We start from the raw sequence: 18,632 nt of genomic DNA, 5'->3' as shown, positions 1-18,632 counted from the left end.
TATGATGCTGCCAACACACGCGCGGCACCAAACCCGGGGCCGGCAAGACAAGCAAGCCGGTGGGGGCGAACCAGCACCTACCGCGCCGACGTACACGGTCGAACACGTACACGGTCGAACAGGAGGTGGAACGCCGTGCAGGGATTGATCCTGCAATTAACCCGTGCGGGGTTCGGTACTGCGGACCTTGCGCAGCGACATCTACGCGGCATCCGGCATACGAATCCAGCCCAGGGCCGCCCGCGGTTCCGCGGTGCTGCCTTCCTTCAGCCGAGGCCAGAAGGGCGCCAAATATCTTGTGGTGACTCACGGTTCACTCGCCGGCACCCGCATCTCGCTCAGCACCCAGCCGGTGCTGATCGGGCGTGCGGATGATTCGACGCTGGTACTCACCGATGATTACGCCTCGACCAGGCACGCACGGCTGTCCCCGCGCGGTGACGACTGGTACGTCGAGGATCTCGGCTCGACCAACGGCACTTATCTCGACCGCGCGAAAGTTACTACCGCAGTCCGAGTTCCACTCGGCACCCCCGTCCGTGTCGGCAAAACAGTGATCGAGCTGCGATCGTGACACTTGTTCTCCGCTATGCGGCGCGCAGCGACCGCGGTCTTGTTCGAGGCAACAACGAAGATTCCGTCTACGCGGGCGCACGTCTGCTCGCTCTGGCCGACGGCATGGGCGGCCACGCCGCCGGTGAAGTCGCGTCCCAGTTGATGATCGCCGCGCTGGCGCATCTAGACGACGACGAGCCAGGTGACGACCTACTCGGCAAGCTGGAAGCGGCGACCCATGAGGGCAACGCCGCGATCGCCGATCATGTCGAGGAAGAACCGGAACTCGACGGCATGGGCACCACGCTCACCGCGATCCTGTTCGCGGGCAAGAAGCTCGGCCTGGTCCATATCGGCGACTCCCGCGCCTATCTGCTGCGCGGTGGCGAGCTGGCCCAGATTACCCGGGATGACACGTTCGTCCAGTCGCTGGTCGACGAGGGCAGGATCACCCCGGAGCAGGCGCATACGCATCCGCAGCGTTCACTGATCATGCGTGCCCTCACCGGCAACGAGATCGAGCCGACGCTGATCATGCGCGAAGCTCGCGCTGGGGACCGCTATCTACTCTGTTCGGACGGTCTGTCCGACGTGGTCAGCGATGAGACGATCGCCAACACCATGCTCGAGGGCAGCCAAGACGAATGCGCCGACCGGCTCATCGAACTCGCGCTGCGCAGTGGCGGACCGGACAACGTGACGGTCGTCGTCGCCGATGTCATCGATCTCGACTACGGGCAAAGCCATCCGATCGTGGCGGGCGCGGCCTCCGGTCAGGACGAGGACACTCCACCACCGAACACGGCGGCAGGCCGCGCGGCGGCTATGCGTCCACCCCGCGCGGCACCACGGCGCGCCGCTCCCGCTCCGGAGCCACCCGGCAAGGGCAAGTCGCACCGGTTGCGCTGGATCCTGCTCGCGGTCGCGCTGGTGGTCGCGGTCTGCGTCGGACTGCTGGTCGGCTACAAGATGATTCGCAGCAACTACTACGTCGCCGCGGATAATGGTCGGGTGGTGATTCTGCGTGGACTGCCCGGCTCGGTGCTGGGGTATTCGATCCATGAGGTCGACCTCGTCGGCTGCGTCGAGCCGTCGGGCGAGCTGACGCTGGAGCAGCCCGGCGGAGATCTGCCCGCCGGATGTCGCGAGCTGAAGGCGACCGATCTGAAGCCCACCGGGCGCACTCAGGTCGACAAAGGGCTCCCGCCGACCTCGCTGGACAAAGCCAAGGACCAGATGAAGGTCCTCGCGCAGGATGAGCTGTTGCCGCCCTGCGTGACCCGCACGCAGGTACCGCAGCCCGGTGTCGTCCCCCCCGCCGTGCCGACGCCGACCGGTGCCCCCGCACCGACCCCCATCGAGAACCCGCCGCCGCCGGGAGAACCGAATCCGGGTGAAACCAGGGGTACCGACGTCAAGCCACCGGCCAAGTCGGAGCCGACGCCGAATCCCCAGATCGCGGGGGAGACCTGCCGGGTGACGGACTGATGTCTGCACCGGCACCGCCGTCCGCCGGGGCCTTTCCGAGTCCTCCGGGCGGATTCGCTCCCGCGCCGCCACCATCGACGCGACGTAACGCGGAACTGCTGCTACTCGCCTTCGCCGTGGTGATTACGACCGCGTCCCTGTTTCTGGTGGAAGCCAGTCAGGAGCAGTCGGTCACGTGGGATATCGCCAAGTACGGCGTTGCCTTCTTCGCTCTATTCGCGCTCGCCCATCTCGTGGTTCGTCGTTTCGCGCCATTCGCCGACCCGCTACTACTACCGATTGCCGCCCTACTCAACGGCCTCGGTTTGGTGTTGATCCATCGGCTCGACCTCGCCGACGCGCAGACCGCCGAGTACAACTCCGAGGCCATCCCCTCCCCCGACGCGAATCAACAGATCATGTGGACAGCGCTGGGGATGGTCGTGTTCATCGCGATCCTGATCGTCCTGCGCGATTACCGCACCCTGTCGCGCTATAGCTATACCTTAGGGCTCATCGGCCTTGTCGCACTGGCGATTCCGGCAGTATTGCCCAGCGCTTATTCCGAAACCAACGGCTCCAAGATTTGGATCAGGTTGCCCGGCTTCAGCGTGCAGCCGGGCGAGTTCGCAAAGATCCTGCTCATCATCTTTTTCGCCTCGGTACTGGTTGCCAAGCGTGATCTGTTCACCGCGGCCGGTCGGCATTTTCTCGGCATGGAGTTCCCTCGGGCCCGCGATCTCGGCCCGATCCTGGTGGTCTGGATCGTCTGCATCGGCGTGCTGGTCTTCGAAAAAGACCTCGGCACTTCGCTGTTGATCTTCAGCACGGTCCTGGTGATGCTCTATATCGCCACTGAACGGGTTGGTTGGCTCGTCATCGGCGGCGGTCTGCTCACTGTCGGGTTCTTCTTCGCCTACCAGTACTTCAGCCATGTTCGGGTGCGCACGCAGACCTGGCTGGATCCCTTCGCCGATTACAGCAATACCGGCTACCAGATCTCGCAGTCGCTGTTCGGGCTCGCGACCGGCGGACTCGCCGGAACCGGGCTCGGCAGCGGACGCCCCTCACAGGTGCCCTTCGCCAAAACCGACTTCATCATCACCACGATCGGCGAGGAACTCGGCCTGATCGGGCTGGCCGCGGTGCTGCTGCTATTCCTCGTCTTCGTGGTGCGCGGCCTGCGTACCGCCCTCGCCGTGCGCGACAGCTTCGGCAAACTGCTCGCGGCCGGACTGTCGTTCACCATCGCGATCCAGTTGTTCGTCGTCGTCGGCGGTGTCACGAAACTCATTCCGCTGACCGGGCTGACGACCCCGTTCATGTCCTACGGCGGTTCCTCCCTGCTGGCCAACTACGCGCTGCTCGCGCTGCTGATCAAGGTGTCCGACGCCGCGCGCGCGCCGGCCCCGATCCGGAAGAAGGAGCCTGCCCCGATTGCGGACGCGCAGACCGAACTGCTGCGGAAATCGGAAGCGAGCCGATCGGAAGCGAGGCCGCAGGAATGAACACACCCCTACGGCGGGTCGCGGTGGCGGTGATGTTGATGATCGTCGCGCTGCTGGTCAACGCCACTTACGTGCAGGTAATCAAGGCCGATGACTATCGCAACGATCCACGTAACTCGCGGGTGCTGCTCGACGAGTACGCGCGTCAGCGCGGCCAGATCTCCGCAGGCGGCACCGTGCTCGCCAGTTCGGTGGCCACTGACGACCGTTACAAGTACTTGCGCACCTACCCGACCGATCCGGAGGCGTTCGCACCTGCCACCGGCTACTACTCGATGCAGTACGGCAGCAGCGGCCTGGAACGCGCCGAGGACCCCGTGTTGAACGGATCCGACAGCCAACTGTTCGGACGCCGCCTGATCGACATGATCTCCGGTCGCGACCCGCGCGGCGGCAATGTGCTGACCACGCTCAATCCCACCATGCAACAGGTCGCCTATGAGCAGTTGACCAGTAAGGGGTACACCGGCTCCGTGGTGGCAATCGAACCGAGCACCGGCAAGATCCTCACGATGGTGTCCACGCCCAGCTACGATCCCAATCTGTTGTCCGGGCACGACGGTGCGAGCGGCACCAAGGAATGGGAGATGCTGAGCACCGACCCACGTCAGCCGATGCTCAATCGTGCTGTCTCGCAAACTTATCCGCCAGGATCCACCTTCAAGGTCGTGGTCACCGCCGCCGCACTCGCGAACGGAACCGCTACCCCGGAAGACCAGTTCACCGCGGCGCCCAACATCACGCTGCCCGGCACCTCCACCACGCTGGAGAACTACAACGGCTCGTCATGCGGTGGCGGCGCGACCGCATCGCTGTACGACGCGTTCCGGTTGTCATGCAACACCGCGTTCGTCGACCTCGGTCTCAAGGTCGGCGCCGCCAATCTCAAGGACGAGGCGGCGGCGTTCGGCATCGGCTCGCATCGCAGCACGCCGATCCCCGTGGCCGAGAGCACGGTCGGGCCGATCCCGGACAACGCGGCGCTCGGCCAGAGCAGCATCGGCCAGCGCGACGTGGCGCTCACGCCACTGGACAACGCGGTCGTCGCGGCGACCATCGCCAACGGTGGGGTACGCATGGAGCCGTACCTGGTCGATCAGCGGCAGGGCCCGGACCTGAGCGAACTGTCCAAGACCAAGCCTGTCTCAGTGGGTCAGGCTGTCAGCGCCCAGGTAGCGTCATCGTTGACCAACCTCATGGTGGCCTCGGAGAACAACACCGCCGGAGGTGGGCAGTCGCGGTTCCAGATCGCATCCAAGACCGGCACGGCCGAGCACGGCAGCGACCCGCGCAATACCCCGCCGCATGCCTGGTATACCGCGTTCGCTCCCGCGCAGAATCCGAAGATCGCCATCGCGGTGATCGTGGAAAATGGCGGCGACCGAGCGTTGGCGGCTACCGGCGGTTCGGTGGCCGCGCCGGTGGCCCGTGCAGTACTGGACGCCGGGCTACGAGGCGGCTGAACGATATGGACGTGCGAGTGAATGTACGGGGGCCCCGATGCTGAACAACGGCGCGATGATCGCCGACCGATACCGCTTACAGAGGCTGATCGCCACCGGCGGAATGGGGCAGGTCTGGGAAGCGCTCGACACCCGGCTCGACCGCCGGGTCGCGGTCAAGGTGCTGAAGTCGGAGTTCTCCGCGGACCCGACCTTCCGTCATCGGTTCCGTACCGAGGCCAAGACGACCGCGCAGCTGAACCACCCTGGTATCGCCGGAATCTACGACTACGGCGAGACCCTCGATCCCAGCGGCGGTGAGACCGCGTATTTGGTGATGGAGCTGGTCCAGGGCGAGCCGCTCAATACCGTGCTGAACCGGCTCGGCCGGCTCTCGGTGGTCCAGGGTCTCGACCTGCTCGAACAGACAGGTCGCGCGCTCGAGGTGGCTCACCAGGCCGGTGTGGTGCACCGCGACGTGAAGCCGGGCAACATCCTGGTAACGCCGACCGGACAGGTGAAGATCACCGACTTCGGCATCGCCAAGGCCGTCGACGCGTCCCCGGTGACCAAGACCGGCATGGTGATGGGCACCGCGCAGTACATCGCGCCGGAGCAGGCCGTCGGCGAGGATGCCACGGCGGCAAGCGATGTGTACTCGCTCGGCGTGGTCGGCTATGAGGTACTCGCCGGTCAGCGGCCCTTCACCGGCGACGGCGCGATCACCGTCGCTATGAAACATGTCCGGGATACGCCGCCGCCGATGCCGTCGGATCTGCCCGGCAATGTTCGTGAGGTCATCGAGATCACGATGGCCAAGGAGCCGGAGTTGCGCTACGCGCGCGGTGGTGAGTTCGCCGACGCCGTCGCGGCGGTACGCGCCGGACGCAGGCCGCCGCCGCCGAGTGGCATGGCCTCGGGTGCCGGACCGCTACCCACTGGCGCAACCCAGGTGCTACCGCCCGGCCCGACGGTCATGTTGCCCGGTCAGCACAGCTATGACGATGGTCCAACGGTCAGGTACTCCAGTGCCGCTGGGACGCGCGGCGGCGCAACCGTCGCCGCGCCCACGACGGTTGGTCCCGGCAATACCGGCGCCAACCCACCCGCCGGCAACGGTAAAGGGTTCACCAGCACGCAGAAGTGGCTCGCCGGTCTAGGCGTCGGTGCGCTGCTGCTCGGTGGCCTCACCCTGTGGCTGCTATTCGGCGGTGACACCAACCCGGACACCGTCAAACCACCGACACCGACATCGACGGTGGCGCCATCGCCCCAACCACTGCCACCACCACCGGCGCCAACCACGACAACCACCCAGCGACCGGCGCCGCCACCGCTGACGACCACTGAAGCACCACCTACGACCACCGAAGCACCGACGACTACCTCTGAGGCACCCAGCACCACGGCACCGCCCAGCACCACGGCACCGCCGAGCACCACGGCGCCGAGCACGACCAAGCCGACGAGAACGATGGCGCCGACCACAACCGCTCGCGTCCAAATTCCGACGTTCGACCCGCCATTTCCGGATAGTCCCGGTGGCCGAGGCCCCTCGGCCGCCCCCGGCTCAGCCCCTCTTCCGCAAGGACAGCCATGACGACCCCGAAGAATCTCTCCTCTCGCTACGAGCTGGGCGAGATTATCGGGTTCGGCGGAATGTCCGAGGTCCACAAGGCCCGCGACCTGCGGCTGAGCCGTGATGTGGCGATCAAGGTGCTGCGGGCGGACCTGGCAAGGGACCCCACGTTCTATCTGCGTTTCAAGCGAGAGGCGCAGAATGCGGCCGCGCTGAATCATCCGGCGATCGTGGCGGTCTACGACACCGGTGAGGCAGAGATAGACGGCGGTCCGCTGCCCTACATCGTCATGGAGTACGTCGACGGTGACACGCTGCGCGATATTGTGCGCGGCAAGGGGCCGATGCCGCCGCGCCGGGCGATGGAGGTCGTCGCCGATGTCTGTGCCGCATTGGATTTCAGTCACAAGGCCGGGATCGTGCACCGAGACATGAAGCCGGCCAACATCATGATCAACCGGGCAGGCGCGGTGAAGGTGATGGACTTCGGCATCGCTCGCGCGATCGCCGACGCCGCCAATCCGATGACCCAGACCGCGGCCGTAATCGGTACCGCGCAGTATCTTTCGCCCGAACAGGCCCGTGGTGAAAGCGTCGACGCCCGCTCCGACGTGTACTCGGTCGGCTGTGTGCTATTCGAAATCCTCACCGGCGAACCGCCTTTCACCGGTGATTCACCGGTCGCGGTGGCCTACCAGCATGTGCGGGAGGACCCGAGGCTGCCCTCGCACGTGCACTCGGGCGTGCCGCGCGAACTCGACTCCGTGGTGCTCAAGGCCATGAGCAAGAACCCGGCCAACAGATACCAGACCGCCGCCGAGATGCGCGGCGACCTCATCCGGGTGCTCGGCGGCCAGCGGCCGAGTGCGCCGATGGTGATGACCGACGAGGATCGCACCACCATCCTCGGCGCTAACGACCCCGCGCCGCGTACCTACCGCACTGTCGAACGCAATGACGACACCGCTGAACAAGAGCCCGCCGAGCCGACGAATCCACGACGCAACACCTACATCGCGCTCGGTGCCGCTGCTGTGGTCGCGGTGGCGTTCGCGCTGTTCTGGGTGTTGCTCGGTCCGGGGAGCAAACCGGATCAGGTTGCGGTGCCAGATCTTTCGAACAAGTCCTCGCAACAGGCGCAGGACACGCTGCAGCGGCTCGGCTTCACGGTGGCCATCCACGATAAGGCCGATGGCAAGGTCGCCACCGGAATGGTTATTTCCACCCAACCCCTCGGCGGTTCGCGGATAGACAAGGGCAGCACCATCACCGTCCAAGTTTCCAGCGGCCCGACCCAGGTACAGGTGCCGCGACTGGACGGGCTGACCCAGCAGCAGGCCGAGCAGAAGCTCAATGCCGAGGGTCTGCGGATGGATCCGGCCGTCGTGCGCAAGCCCTCCAGCGCCCAGGAGGCCGACAAGGTGACCGCCACCGATCCATCGGCGGGATCGCGCGTCGACGTGGACCGGGCCATTGTCGTCACCGTAGGCTCGGGCCCCGAGCAGATCCGGGTGCCGAACGTTATCGGCCAGGACATCAGCGTCGCGCAGCCGAATCTCGTCGACTCGTCCGGGTTCAAGATCGTCGTCCAGGACACGCCGTCCTCGAAGCCGAAGGGCGAGGTGATCGCTACCAGCCCGTCCGGCGGCACCACCGCGGACAAGGGTTCCACTGTGACCGTGCAGGTCTCCACGGGTGACCAGATCGGCATGCCGAGCCTCATCGGACTGACCCCGACGCAAGCACTGGACCGGTTGCGGCAGAGCGGCTGGACCGGCGGCGCGAGCCAGATCAGTCAGAACAATCAGGGCACCTTCGATACGGGCAGCGTCGGCCGAATCCTCGGTCAGCAGCCCGCGGCGGGGTCATCGCTGGCCAAGACCGGCACCATCTCGATCACGGTTGGCGCGCTCGGACCACCCTGATACGGGAAGGGTCCGGATAACGCCGAACGTAGACCGGTCGGTGTTATCCGGGCGCCTCTAGGACAGGTTCAGATGCCGATTCATCGACATCGCGGCCTCGGCCAACTCCGCCAGTTCGACCACCTCGACACCGTGCTGCCGTAGCGTCTCCACACCGGCACAGTTGGCCACGAAGGTCGCCGGTTCGCGCCATGCGATGACGACCCGCGCGATACCGGCCGCCAGAATCCGGTTGGTGCACGGCAGCCGCGTCGGAGTTCCGCGCTGAGAACAGGGTTCGAGGGTGCTGTAGATTGTTGCCCGCGACAGCCGAGGATCGGTCTCGGCAAGTTTGTTCAGCGCGGACTCCTCGGCATGGACCTTCGCATCGGTCTCACGGGAGAACCCGGTCGAGATCTCCACACCGTCTGCCACCACCACCGCGCCGACCGAGAACGCGGTATCGCTCGGTGGGCACAATCTCGCCAGCTCGATCGCCCGTGCCATCCACCGGTGATCTTCCTCGTGGGTCATCTTCGGAAGGTAGCGCAGCAGCGCAATATCGCCGATCTTGGAGACCTCGGCCAAATACATTCTGCGACTAGGACTTCCAGGGAAGATGGCGGGATTCAGGAACCGCGGCGCGTCCGGGTCACCGACAAGTATCGGCGCTAGCGCCAGGTGGAGTTCGTCGGCGAGGTCGGCGGATAGGAATTCGGTGTGGATGCGAGTACCGCCCTCGACCATGAGTCGTCCGATACCGCGGCGGCCGAGGTCATCGAGCAACACACCAAGATCGATCCCGTCACCGAGATCGACCACCTCGGCCACACCAGCCAATCGGTCACCGACCGCCGCCGCACCGGCCGAGGTCGTATAGACCAGTTTGTCGCCGCCGTAGTGCCAGAATTTCAGATCGGGGTCCAGGTCGCCGGTGGCCGACACCGTGATCTTCAGCGGATACTCCGCCTTACCCGCGGCCACTCGAGCCGCCCGCCGGTCCGCACTGTTGACCAGCAGCCGAGGGTTGTCTCTGCGCAGGGTCTCGGCACCGATCAGAATCGCGTCGGACTCGGCGCGGACCTGATCCACCCGATCGAAGTCGGCCGCACCCGACAGCCGCAGCCGGTCAGGGCTCGCATCGTCGATATAACCGTCGACACTGACCGCTACTGATAACAGGACATATGGACGCGTCACTGAGTCACCAGTGCCGCGACCTCCGCCTCCAACAACTCCACCAGGCCCTCAGCCGGACGCTCGCCGCAAACCTCGAGCCAGTTCGCCAGCATCCGATGCCCACCCTGGGTCAGCACCGATTCGGGATGGAACTGGACGCCGTGGATCGGCAGTGTGCGATGCCGCATCGCCATTACGATGCCGCTGTCGGTATGGCCGAGCACCTCGATGTAATCGGGCAGGGTGTCCGCTACGACGGTGAGCGAGTGGTACCGCGTCGCGGTGAAAGGGTCGGGCAGCCCACTCAAAACGCCCGCACCAACGTGAAATACCGAGCTGGTTTTGCCGTGCAACAGCTCCGGCGCCCGGGTGACGGTGGCGCCGAACGCCGCACCGATCGCTTGGTGCCCGAGGCAAACGCCGAGCAACGGGGTGCGCTGGCGGGCACACGCGTGCACCAGTTCGATACTGACGCCCGCGCGGTCCGGAGTGCCCGGGCCTGGACTGATCAGGATGCCGTCGAATTCGGCTGCCACGCCATCCAGGTCGACCAGTTGCGGATCGTCATTGCGCCAGACCACGGCGTCGACGCCAAGCTGGCCGAGATACTGCACCAGGTTGAACACGAAGCTGTCGTAATTGTCGACGACGAGTACACGCATGAACATGAGATTACGTGGCCTCGTGGCACCGTGCCTATTCCCAGGTCCCAGAGCTGCTGCCCACCGCTGCCGCATCCGTTACCAGTTGAGATAGCCTAGAACCACACCGGAGGGGACCCGAGCCTCGCCCGGACCGGTCCCGGTTCACCCGGATCGGACAGGTTGAGTAGTGCTCGGTACAACTCAACTGCCGCTATCTTGCCGGTACCGACCTGCACGCCGAACACGAGGACGTCATGCCCAAGTCGAAGGTCCGTAAGAAGACCGACTATACGATCAATCCCGCCAGCCGGACTCCGGTGAAGGTGAAGGCAGGGCCGTCTCCGGTCTGGTACGTCACCATCATGCTCGGTTTCATGCTCGCCGGGCTGGTGTGGCTGCTCGTCTACTATCTGGCCAACGACAAGATCAGCTGGATGGCCGACCTCGGCGCATGGAACTTCCTGATCGGCTTCGGCCTGATGGTCGTCGGTCTGATCATGACGATGCGGTGGCGCTGAGGTAGCGAACACGCAAACGCGGAGCATCCACGGATTACAGACGTGTCATTCATTCACACCTGTGGATAACTCTGTGGACAACTCGAGGAACGATTGGGGAGACCGACACGTGAACCCAGAGAATCCTCAGTTCCAGCCCCCCGAACCCCGTACCGCCTGGGCAACGCCCATTTCCGCGCTGCTCGCGGTGACCGGCGGCGGCATGGTCCTGGCGTGTGCCGCAATCCTGTCCAACGACGGGCCGAGTCGACTGCTCGTCGGGCTGGCGGCGCTCGGTCTACTGTTCCTCGCGGTGCTCGGCTTCCGGCAGCGACCACGCCTATCGATCATCCCCGGCCCCGAGTCGCGACTGGTGGTTCGTAATCTGACCGGCCCGGCGACATACAGCCGCGACCAAATCCTGCGGGCCCGCGTGGTGTACTACCGCAGGCTCGGGCGCAAGATGCCGATGCTGGAAATCGATGTCCGGCACGACGGTGACGAGCGGCTACTGATCTTCAGCCGTTGGGACCTCGGCACCCGCCCCGACGATGTGTTCGAGGCACTGCTGACCCACGGGCTGGCACAGCTACCCGCCGACTGAGGCAACACTCCGATCATCGCTACGTTTCACGTGAAGCAAGGACATCGTGAGCCCAGCCGGCGCCGTACCACGCTCACGCGACCAGCGATGCTGCCGCGACACCGGTCACCGATACCGCCACGACAGCGAGCACAGTGATGGCTACCCAGCCGACAACGCCCGCACTCTCCTTGGTTTTCACGCGCAACCAGGCTGGTAGGAACAGCACGCCAAGGGTGGCCAGCGTGCCCGCGGTCAGGCCACCGAGATGCCCCCACAATGAGATACCCGGCAACGACAAGCTGATGAAGATATTGATTCCGATCAGGATCAACATCTGATTGGGGTTCTGTCGCAACCGGATCAGGATCACCGTGATCGCACCGAACAGGCCATAGACCGCGCCCGACGCGCCTGCGGTGGCACTGTGCTGCGCGAAGACCATGACGGCGGCGCAGCCACCGAGCAGCGAGACCAGATATACCCCGAGATAGCGCAGTCTGCCGAGAACGAGCTCGGCGTCGCGGCCGACCACGTACAGCGCGAACATATTGAGCAGCAAATGAATTGGGCCGTAGTGCAGGAACCCGGCCCCGAGCACGCGCACCCAGTCGCCGTCAGCAACGAGCCTCGGAACCAGCACCCAGCGCTGAAACAGCGAGGATCCACTGTAGTTATCGACGAGGCTGCGCGACTGCGCCGCGGTGATCGCGAAGACGAGCACGTTGATCGCGATCAGCGCGTAGGTGACATACGGCGTCGATGTCTTGGCCGACGGCGCACCCGCGACGGTGCGCACCGGACGGGCCTCGCGCTGCTCCTGACGCAAACAGTCGACGCAATGCTGGCCAACCGCGGCTGGGCGCAGGCACTCGGGACACGCAGGCCGCCCGCAACGGGTGCAGGCCAGGCCCGTCGGGCGATCGGGGTGGCGAACGCACGCTGGTGCGGGCGGCTGAGGGTTCACGGCGCTACTCGATGGTGATCTGCGAGATGACGACCGATTCCTTAGGGCGGTCGTTGCGATCGGTCGGTGTAATCGCGATCGCATCGACGACCTTGCGGGAATCCGGGTCGACGACCTCACCGAAAATCGTGTGCTTGCGGTTCAGATGCGGCTGCGGGCCGACAGTGATGAAGAACTGCGAGCCGTTGGTGCCCGGGCCCGCGTTAGCCATCGCCAACAGGTAGCCCCGGTCGAAGCGCAGTTCCGGGTGGAACTCGTCGCCGAATTCGTAGCCGGGCCCGCCGCGTCCGGTGCCGGTCGGATCGCCGCCCTGGATCATGAACCCGTCCATCACTCGATGGAAGGTCGCGCCGTCGTAGAACGGTCCGGAGTTACCGCCGCTCGCGTTCGCAGCGGTGTACTCGGCCGTGCCATCAGCGAGGCCGACGAAGTTCCGCACCGTCTTCGGGGCGTGGTTACCGAAGAGCGAGATCCTGATGTCACCGTGGTTGGTGTGCAGCGTCGCCACGGCGGTCTGATTCGGTGAGGTCACGCGCCCATGCTATCGACCGAGGGGCCACCCACCACCGCACCGGGTGGGGGAACCCGATGGGCGGGTCGGTTTCATCACAAAATGAGCTACTGCGCGGGGCGCGTCTATGTGTCAGAGTGGTCGAATGACCTCGGGGCGCCTTCACGTATCCACACGTACTCGTAACCGGCTCATTGCGGCAGCCACCATCGTGGTGGCGGGCGGCGTGGCATGGCTGGTGCGCAGCAAACGTCCGCAGCCGCCGCAACCGGCGCCTGCCCCGCCCCGCATCGGGTATTCCCGTAATGGTTCGGCGCCGACACCATTGGCGGGCGCCGCTGTCGAAAATGGTCACTGACCCGTTGCCCGACCCGACTCAGCGACTGACGGTTCGCTTGTACTGACGCAGCGCGAGCGGAATGAACACGAGCAGGATGATCACCACCCAGCCCAGCGTCGTCACCTCCGGATGCCGCATCGACCAGGCATCCGATTGCGGTGCCATCGGGCTGGTGTTTCCGAATAGTTCGCGGGTCGCCTGAGTCACTGCGGAGACCGGGTTCCATTCGGCGAATACCCGCAGCACCGTCGGCAGGTTCTCCAACGGCACAAAGGTATTGGCGAGGAATGTCAGCGGGAAGATCACCATGAAGCTGGCGTTGTTGAATACCTCGGGCGCACGCACCAGCAGGCCGACGACCGCCATGATCCACGACACCGCGTATGCGAACAGCAGCAGCAGTATGTAGGCCAGTACGGCGTCGAGGAACGATCCGCGAATCCGCCATCCGACGAGCAACCCGGTCAGCGACATCACGATCAGGCTGACCACGTTGATCACCACATCACTGAGCGTGCGACCGACCAGCACGGCTGACGGCGCCATCGGCAGCGAGCGGAACCGGTCGATGATGCCCTTCTGCATATCCTCGGCTAGGCCGAGGCCAGTGAAGGTCGCGCCGAATACCACGCTCTGCGCGAAGATGCCCGCGATCAAGAACTCGCGATACCCGCCGGACATGCCGGGTACTGCGATCGCCGATCCGAAGATGTAAGCGAACAGCAGCACGAACATGATCGGCGAGAGCGTCGAGAAGATCAGCACATCGGGTACACGTTTGATCTTGATGACGTTGCGTTTGGCGATGGTCACGCTGTCGCTGAAAACCATCGACAACCGTTCACCCAGCGGGGGCATCGTGCGTCTGCCGATCGCGGCCGTCGCCCTGGTCATCGGATCTGTCCTTCGGTCGCTTCGAAGCGGTCGCTGCTGGTTTCGGGACCGGCCGGGCCGCTACCGTTGGTGAGCTCTTCGGCTTCATGGCCGGTCAGGGAGAGGAAGACGTCGTCGAGCGACGGGCGACGCAGGCCGACATCGTGGATCTGCACGTTGTTGTTCGCCAGTTGACCGATCGCATCGACCAACGCCTGCGAGCCATTGCTGACCGGGACGGTAATCCGCCGCAGCCCCGGTTCCAGATGAATTTCCCCGTCGGCCAGCCCCTGCAGCGCCTGCTGCGCGATTACCAGCTTGTCGGAGTGGTCGACGGTGAGTTCGATACGATCGCCGCCGACCAGGGTCTTGAGTTCGTCCGCTGTGCCGCGGGCGATGACCCTACCGTGATCGATCACCGCGATGGCATCGGCCAGCCGGTCGGCCTCCTCCATGTACTGGGTGGTGAGCAGCAGCGTGGTTCCACCCGCGACCAGCTCCTCGATGACATCCCAGAGGTCCAGGCGCGCCCGCGGATCGAGGCCGGTGGTCGGTTCGTCGAGGAACAGCACCGGCGGATTGGCGACCAGCGCACCGGCCAGGTCGAGCCTGCGGCGCATGCCGCCGGAATAACCCTTGACCGGCCGATCGGCGGCATCGGTGAGCCGGAATCGATCCAGCAGCTCCCGCGCGCGTTCCTTACTGCGCTGCACGCCCATGTGATACAGCCGTCCCACCATCTCCAGGTTTTCGAAACCGGTGAGATATTCATCGACAGCGGCATATTGACCCGACGTGCCGATGCGCGAGCGCAGCGCCTGCGGGTTGCGGAGAACATCTATTCCGGCCACGGTCGCCCGGCCGGAATCCGGAATCAGCAATGTCGTCAGCACCCGGACCGTCGTGGTCTTACCGGCGCCGTTGGGACCGAGCAGCGCGGTGACGGTGCCCTCGGGTACGGAAAGGTCGAGTCCATCCAGTGCGATCAGATTGCCGTACCGCTTGACGAGACCCTCGGCGACTATTGCGTCGAGCATAATTCTCCTGACGTTTGTGAATTCTCTATGCCGAATATGTGGTGACGACGGTGTTCGGCACCGGATCGGTTTCGCTGGACCCGATAACTGACCGACACCCAATTCAGTACTACCGGGCGCGGCGTCAACTTCATCTGATTTGCTTCCGCCCGTGCGCGCCGAGGAACGGCCGCGCGAAACAAAACGGCCACGTTCCGGTCTCCTCGGGGTGGGTTCCCACGCTCCCCACAGGCTCCGATGTCCACGCGCACATGCTCGCATCGGGGTCTGACACATTCGGCTCTCCGACCACCCCGATGACGCAATCGGGCTATCCCGCGACACGCGGCGCAGTGACGTGACGGCACGCGAACCCAGGCGCGATCCCCACTACACGGCGACCGGTCGGCATGTTTTCCACACCCGTAACACCGACCAGGTCGAAGCGGCTAAATCTTACGTAACCGGCTGTACGGCAAAGACTTTGGCTAACAACAAGCCATCTCGTCGCGAGTACTCGACCGTTCCATAAACCCCGCTCGACGACCAACACTCCGCAGGTATGTCAGCCGACCCCAAAAATCTTGGAAAGTGGCGATCCCCACGCACCCGGAATCACGGATCATCGCGTAGGATCAATCACGTCGGCCCCTCCCCCCCGGGCCGACCCTACGCGGGCCTCGGCTAACTCCCCCCCTTCGCCGAGGCCCGCTCCCCATTTCTGGACCAGGTCGAACCGGACCAACGCTCGGTATTTGCCAGCGAGTTCCAGGCCGCGGTCAAACGCATCGCACGCACCCGCCCCGCGACAGCAAGCAACGGACGGTCGCGCTCCCACCGTTCTCGAATGACCGGGTCCGCGCACTCCCACAGCGGATCCAGTTCCACCAGCACCTGTTCGAGCAGTTCGAACGCTCCGCTCAGCGCGATATGAACGCCCGGCGAACTCGGCCGAACGACCTCGAGTCCCCGCACCGTAGCCACCGCCGCCAGCAGGCGCTGTAGCACCGGTCGCGGCCAATCGGATTCGCGCCCCACCCGCACCAGCCAGCCGAGCGTCGCCGCGAGCACATGCGCGTCTTCGACCGTACGGAAGGGTTTGAGATAGTCCGCGTATCCGTCACCGGGCAGCACCCGTGCGACGGCCTCCTCGAATACCACTGTGGCGTGCGGAATCTCGGGAGCGAAGGCAACCGTCGGCAGATCCGTCCGGCGCACTCCGGGCTGCTCGGTATCGACGAGCACCGCACGCAATCGGTTACGGCCGTCGGCGGCCTTGCCCGTGCCTGCGAAAACAAGCAGCCGCTGCGCCGCCGTCCCCAGAGTGGTGAAGGTCTTCGTGCCGTGCACCGTTGCGCGGCCGTCGGATTCGACCAGTGTGGTCCGGATCGCCGAGGGATGTGCCCCACCGGCCTCAGTCGCCGACACTGCGACCAGATCTCCGTCCGGCACCTCGGGCAGCAAGCTTCGCACCGCCTCCTGATATCCGGACAGAAACGCGAAACCCATTCGGTCCGCACCGAATCCGCCCGCGATCGCGCGGTCGACCGACGTAGCGAATCGCGCTGCCGCCACCCGATGCCGGGCCCATGCCTCGGCGACGGAGCCGATGGGCTGGGTATCGATCGCTTCGGTCACCAGGTAGTCGAACAGTGAATCCACGTCTGCACGCTACCCGCAGATCAACCGCAATCGAGTCGGATAGCGGTTGCATCGATACGGTCAGCACAACGCTCCGGCGCCGGGCAAAAGCCTTCCACGACCGTGACGGAGCGCTCGTCTCCGGACACCACGAGTTCCTCGCCGAGAATGCTGCCGCTCGCGACGCCGTTCTCGATGTCGGCGACTCGGACAACCTGGAACCACATGTGCCGCAGCATCTCGTATTCAACCGGATCCATTGTCATACCCTGCTTCAGATGATTCAGCACGTCAGTGCAGATCAGTTGAGAGCTTGCGAAATCTCGAGAAGTGGAGAGTTCACCCACCATGGGAATTATTGAGACGCACCGCGATCTGCTGAGCCGACTGCTGCCCGATGACAAGGCGGATGAACTGACCGTCCACCAAGGGCAGTTCCACCATGTGGTGATCGGCTCGGATTGGGTGGTGTGCTTCGCCCGCACCGAGGCAGCCGCGGCGCGGCTGCCCGAGCGAGCGGCCGTGCTGCGCACCCTCGCCGGACTCGACCTCGGCTTCGGCACGCCGCGGCCGCTCGCCAAGAGTGCTGCCCAGAGTACGGACGAACCGCCGTACTTGGTGCTGAGCCGCATCCCCGGAGCGCCGCTGGACAACGACGCGCTTATCAGCCCCGAGGTGGCCGAGGCAGTGGCGACGCAGTACGCCGCCCTCCTTTCCCGGCTCGCCGCCGCGGGCAGCGACGAGAAGGTGCGCGCCGCGCTGCCGCTGGCGCCGGAAGGCGAGTGGCAGGAGTTCGCGGCGGGGGTGCGCGCCGAGCTGTTCCCGTTGATGTCCGACAGCGGGCGGGAGCGCGCCGAGCGCGAACTCGCCGCACTCGACGCCCTCCCGCACCTCACTTCCGCCGTGGTCCACGGCGACCTGGGCGGTGAGAACGTCCTGTGGGAGGGCGGTGTGCCGCGCCTCAGCGGTGTCGTCGACTGGGATGAGGTCACCGTCGGCGACCCAGCGGAGGACCTGGCTGCCATCGGAGCGAGCTACGGCGAGGAGCTGCTGGGACGGGTGCTCACGCTGGGCGGCTGGTCCGACAACGGAGTAACCGAGCGGATCGCAGCGATCCGCGGCACCTTCGCCCTCCAGCAGGCCCGCTACGCCCAGCGTGACGGTGACGAAGAGGAGCTGGCGGACGGCCTCACCGGCTACCGGTAGGCCGTCCGTCCAGGAGTCGGAGATCCCCAGGAGAGCGCCAGCACGCAAACCCCTGGAAGACCTAGGGACCCGCACGCCGAATGGGCGCGGATGCGCCCATCAACGGGTACAAAAAAATACCCTCCGAAACCACGTTTCCGCAGTTCAGAGGGCATTTTTCGAGTGGAGCCTAGGGGAATCGAACCCCTAACCCCTGCCTTGCAAAGGCAGTGCTCTGCCAATTGAGCTAAGGCCCCTGGTGATTTGGCTACCGCAGACTCATCGGTTAGTTACCGCGTGCCACACGTCCGCGTCGTCGCGCTTGCGCAGCTTGGTAACTCCGATGAGAACCGCGACCACGACACCGACCGTGAGAAGAATCTTCATGGTTCCCACCCTACTGTGATGCTCGGGATAGCTCTGGAGTGGGCCTAGGAGGACTTGAACCCCATACCCACGTCACTCGAAACCGCTGGTCAGCGACCTCGTTTTGCTGGTCGATCGCCGCTTCACGACATCTCGTGTCATTTCACGACACAAAGTAGCGGTTTGCTGGCGACGCCGTCAACATCGCAGGTCAACGGCATCCGCCAGTCCACTACTGGCGATGGTGGCACCACAAGAACCGAACTCCAGGACCGTCGTGTCAATGTTGCCGCACAACGTAGGTGCGGGCCCTGCGTGATCGCACCCGCATGGGTACCGGCAGAGGAGGCACTACGCACCGCTGTTCGTCGGCTC

18 protein-coding genes and 1 tRNA gene are annotated in these 18,632 nt (G+C 65.1%); 10 read left to right on the top strand and 9 right to left on the bottom strand.

Annotated features, from left to right (window positions below):
• Positions 1-163 precede the first annotated feature (163 nt).
• Genes LKE06_RS07140 through pknB form a run of 6 tightly spaced genes read left to right on the top strand, consistent with a single transcriptional unit; the run spans position 164 to position 8,476 of the window.
• The gene (locus LKE06_RS07140) at positions 164-574 is read left to right on the top strand and encodes an FHA domain-containing protein FhaB/FipA (protein WP_372477291.1); all 411 of its coding nucleotides are present in this window, start codon (positions 164-166) and stop codon (positions 572-574) included.
• The gene (locus LKE06_RS07135; RefSeq protein ID WP_227997827.1) at positions 571-2,043 is read left to right on the top strand and encodes a PP2C family protein-serine/threonine phosphatase; all 1,473 of its coding nucleotides are present in this window, start codon (positions 571-573) and stop codon (positions 2,041-2,043) included. Before LKE06_RS07140 ends, LKE06_RS07135 begins: the two co-directional genes overlap by 4 nt.
• A complete protein-coding gene (locus LKE06_RS07130; RefSeq protein WP_227997826.1) occupies positions 2,043-3,530 on the top strand; it encodes an FtsW/RodA/SpoVE family cell cycle protein in 1,488 nt (495 codons plus the stop codon). Before LKE06_RS07135 ends, LKE06_RS07130 begins: the two co-directional genes overlap by 1 nt.
• Positions 3,527-4,993 (top strand): peptidoglycan D,D-transpeptidase FtsI family protein, encoded by a 1,467-nt coding sequence (locus LKE06_RS07125; RefSeq protein ID WP_227997825.1) that lies wholly within the window; start codon positions 3,527-3,529, stop codon positions 4,991-4,993. The genes LKE06_RS07130 and LKE06_RS07125 overlap by 4 nt, the downstream gene beginning before the upstream one ends.
• Before the next feature lie 37 nt (positions 4,994-5,030).
• Entirely contained in the window at positions 5,031-6,572 is a 1,542-nt protein-coding gene (locus LKE06_RS07120) for a serine/threonine-protein kinase (RefSeq protein WP_227997824.1), read from the top strand.
• A complete protein-coding gene (gene pknB / locus LKE06_RS07115; protein WP_227997823.1) occupies positions 6,569-8,476 on the top strand; it encodes a Stk1 family PASTA domain-containing Ser/Thr kinase in 1,908 nt (635 codons plus the stop codon). Before LKE06_RS07120 ends, pknB begins: the two co-directional genes overlap by 4 nt.
• A gap of 57 nt (positions 8,477-8,533) precedes the next feature.
• Here pknB and LKE06_RS07110 read toward each other — a convergent pair whose 3' ends face one another.
• Complete coding sequence (locus tag LKE06_RS07110; RefSeq protein WP_227997822.1) at positions 8,534-9,655, bottom strand: dihydrofolate reductase family protein; 1,122 nt, start codon at positions 9,653-9,655, stop codon at positions 8,534-8,536.
• Complete coding sequence (locus tag LKE06_RS07105) at positions 9,652-10,296, bottom strand: aminodeoxychorismate/anthranilate synthase component II (RefSeq protein ID WP_227997821.1); 645 nt, start codon at positions 10,294-10,296, stop codon at positions 9,652-9,654. Before LKE06_RS07105 ends, LKE06_RS07110 begins: the two co-directional genes overlap by 4 nt.
• Before the next feature lie 236 nt (positions 10,297-10,532).
• Here LKE06_RS07105 and crgA point away from each other — a divergent pair, with 236 nt between their 5' ends.
• Positions 10,533-10,796, top strand: coding sequence for a cell division protein CrgA (gene crgA, locus LKE06_RS07100; protein WP_227997820.1), 264 nt, complete (start codon positions 10,533-10,535; stop codon positions 10,794-10,796).
• A 109-nt stretch (positions 10,797-10,905) separates the two neighbouring features.
• A complete protein-coding gene (locus LKE06_RS07095) occupies positions 10,906-11,379 on the top strand; it encodes a PH domain-containing protein (RefSeq protein WP_227997819.1) in 474 nt (157 codons plus the stop codon).
• Between the two features lie 73 nt (positions 11,380-11,452).
• Here the strand turns inward: LKE06_RS07095 and LKE06_RS07090 are convergent, their stop codons facing one another.
• Entirely contained in the window at positions 11,453-12,325 is an 873-nt protein-coding gene (locus LKE06_RS07090) for a rhomboid family intramembrane serine protease (protein WP_227997818.1), read from the bottom strand.
• Positions 12,326-12,329: 4 nt separating this feature from the next.
• Complete coding sequence (locus tag LKE06_RS07085; protein WP_227997817.1) at positions 12,330-12,857, bottom strand: peptidylprolyl isomerase; 528 nt, start codon at positions 12,855-12,857, stop codon at positions 12,330-12,332.
• A 124-nt stretch (positions 12,858-12,981) separates the two neighbouring features.
• Between LKE06_RS07085 and LKE06_RS07080 the strand changes: the two genes are divergently transcribed.
• The gene (locus LKE06_RS07080; protein ID WP_227997816.1) at positions 12,982-13,194 is read left to right on the top strand and encodes a hypothetical protein; all 213 of its coding nucleotides are present in this window, start codon (positions 12,982-12,984) and stop codon (positions 13,192-13,194) included.
• 18 nt (positions 13,195-13,212) lie between these two features.
• Here LKE06_RS07080 and LKE06_RS07075 read toward each other — a convergent pair whose 3' ends face one another.
• The 4 genes from LKE06_RS07075 to LKE06_RS07060 all read right to left on the bottom strand — a co-directional run bounded on the left by LKE06_RS07075 (position 13,213) and on the right by LKE06_RS07060 (position 17,053).
• The gene (locus LKE06_RS07075) at positions 13,213-14,034 is read right to left on the bottom strand and encodes an ABC transporter permease (protein ID WP_227999316.1); all 822 of its coding nucleotides are present in this window, start codon (positions 14,032-14,034) and stop codon (positions 13,213-13,215) included.
• Positions 14,035-14,066: 32 nt separating this feature from the next.
• Entirely contained in the window at positions 14,067-15,086 is a 1,020-nt protein-coding gene (locus LKE06_RS07070) for an ATP-binding cassette domain-containing protein (RefSeq protein ID WP_227997815.1), read from the bottom strand.
• Between the two features lie 663 nt (positions 15,087-15,749).
• Positions 15,750-16,727 (bottom strand): acyl-CoA dehydrogenase family protein, encoded by a 978-nt coding sequence (locus LKE06_RS07065; protein ID WP_227997814.1) that lies wholly within the window; start codon positions 16,725-16,727, stop codon positions 15,750-15,752.
• Between the two features lie 20 nt (positions 16,728-16,747).
• A complete protein-coding gene (locus LKE06_RS07060; RefSeq protein ID WP_227997813.1) occupies positions 16,748-17,053 on the bottom strand; it encodes a hypothetical protein in 306 nt (101 codons plus the stop codon).
• Position 17,054: 1 nt separating this feature from the next.
• Between LKE06_RS07060 and vph the strand changes: the two genes are divergently transcribed.
• Entirely contained in the window at positions 17,055-17,912 is an 858-nt protein-coding gene (gene vph / locus LKE06_RS07055; protein ID WP_227997811.1) for a viomycin phosphotransferase, read from the top strand.
• Between the two features lie 163 nt (positions 17,913-18,075).
• Here vph and LKE06_RS07050 read toward each other — a convergent pair.
• Positions 18,076-18,148: transfer RNA gene (locus tag LKE06_RS07050), tRNA-Ala, on the bottom strand.
• Positions 18,149-18,632: the final 484 nt, after the last annotated feature.

Origin of the sequence: Nocardia australiensis (assembly GCF_020733705.1) — a bacterium.
GTDB classification, from domain to species: domain Bacteria; phylum Actinomycetota; class Actinomycetes; order Mycobacteriales; family Mycobacteriaceae; genus Nocardia; species Nocardia australiensis.
Note: the sequence above shows the minus strand (reverse complement) of the source record. Positions and strands in the feature narration are given on the sequence as shown.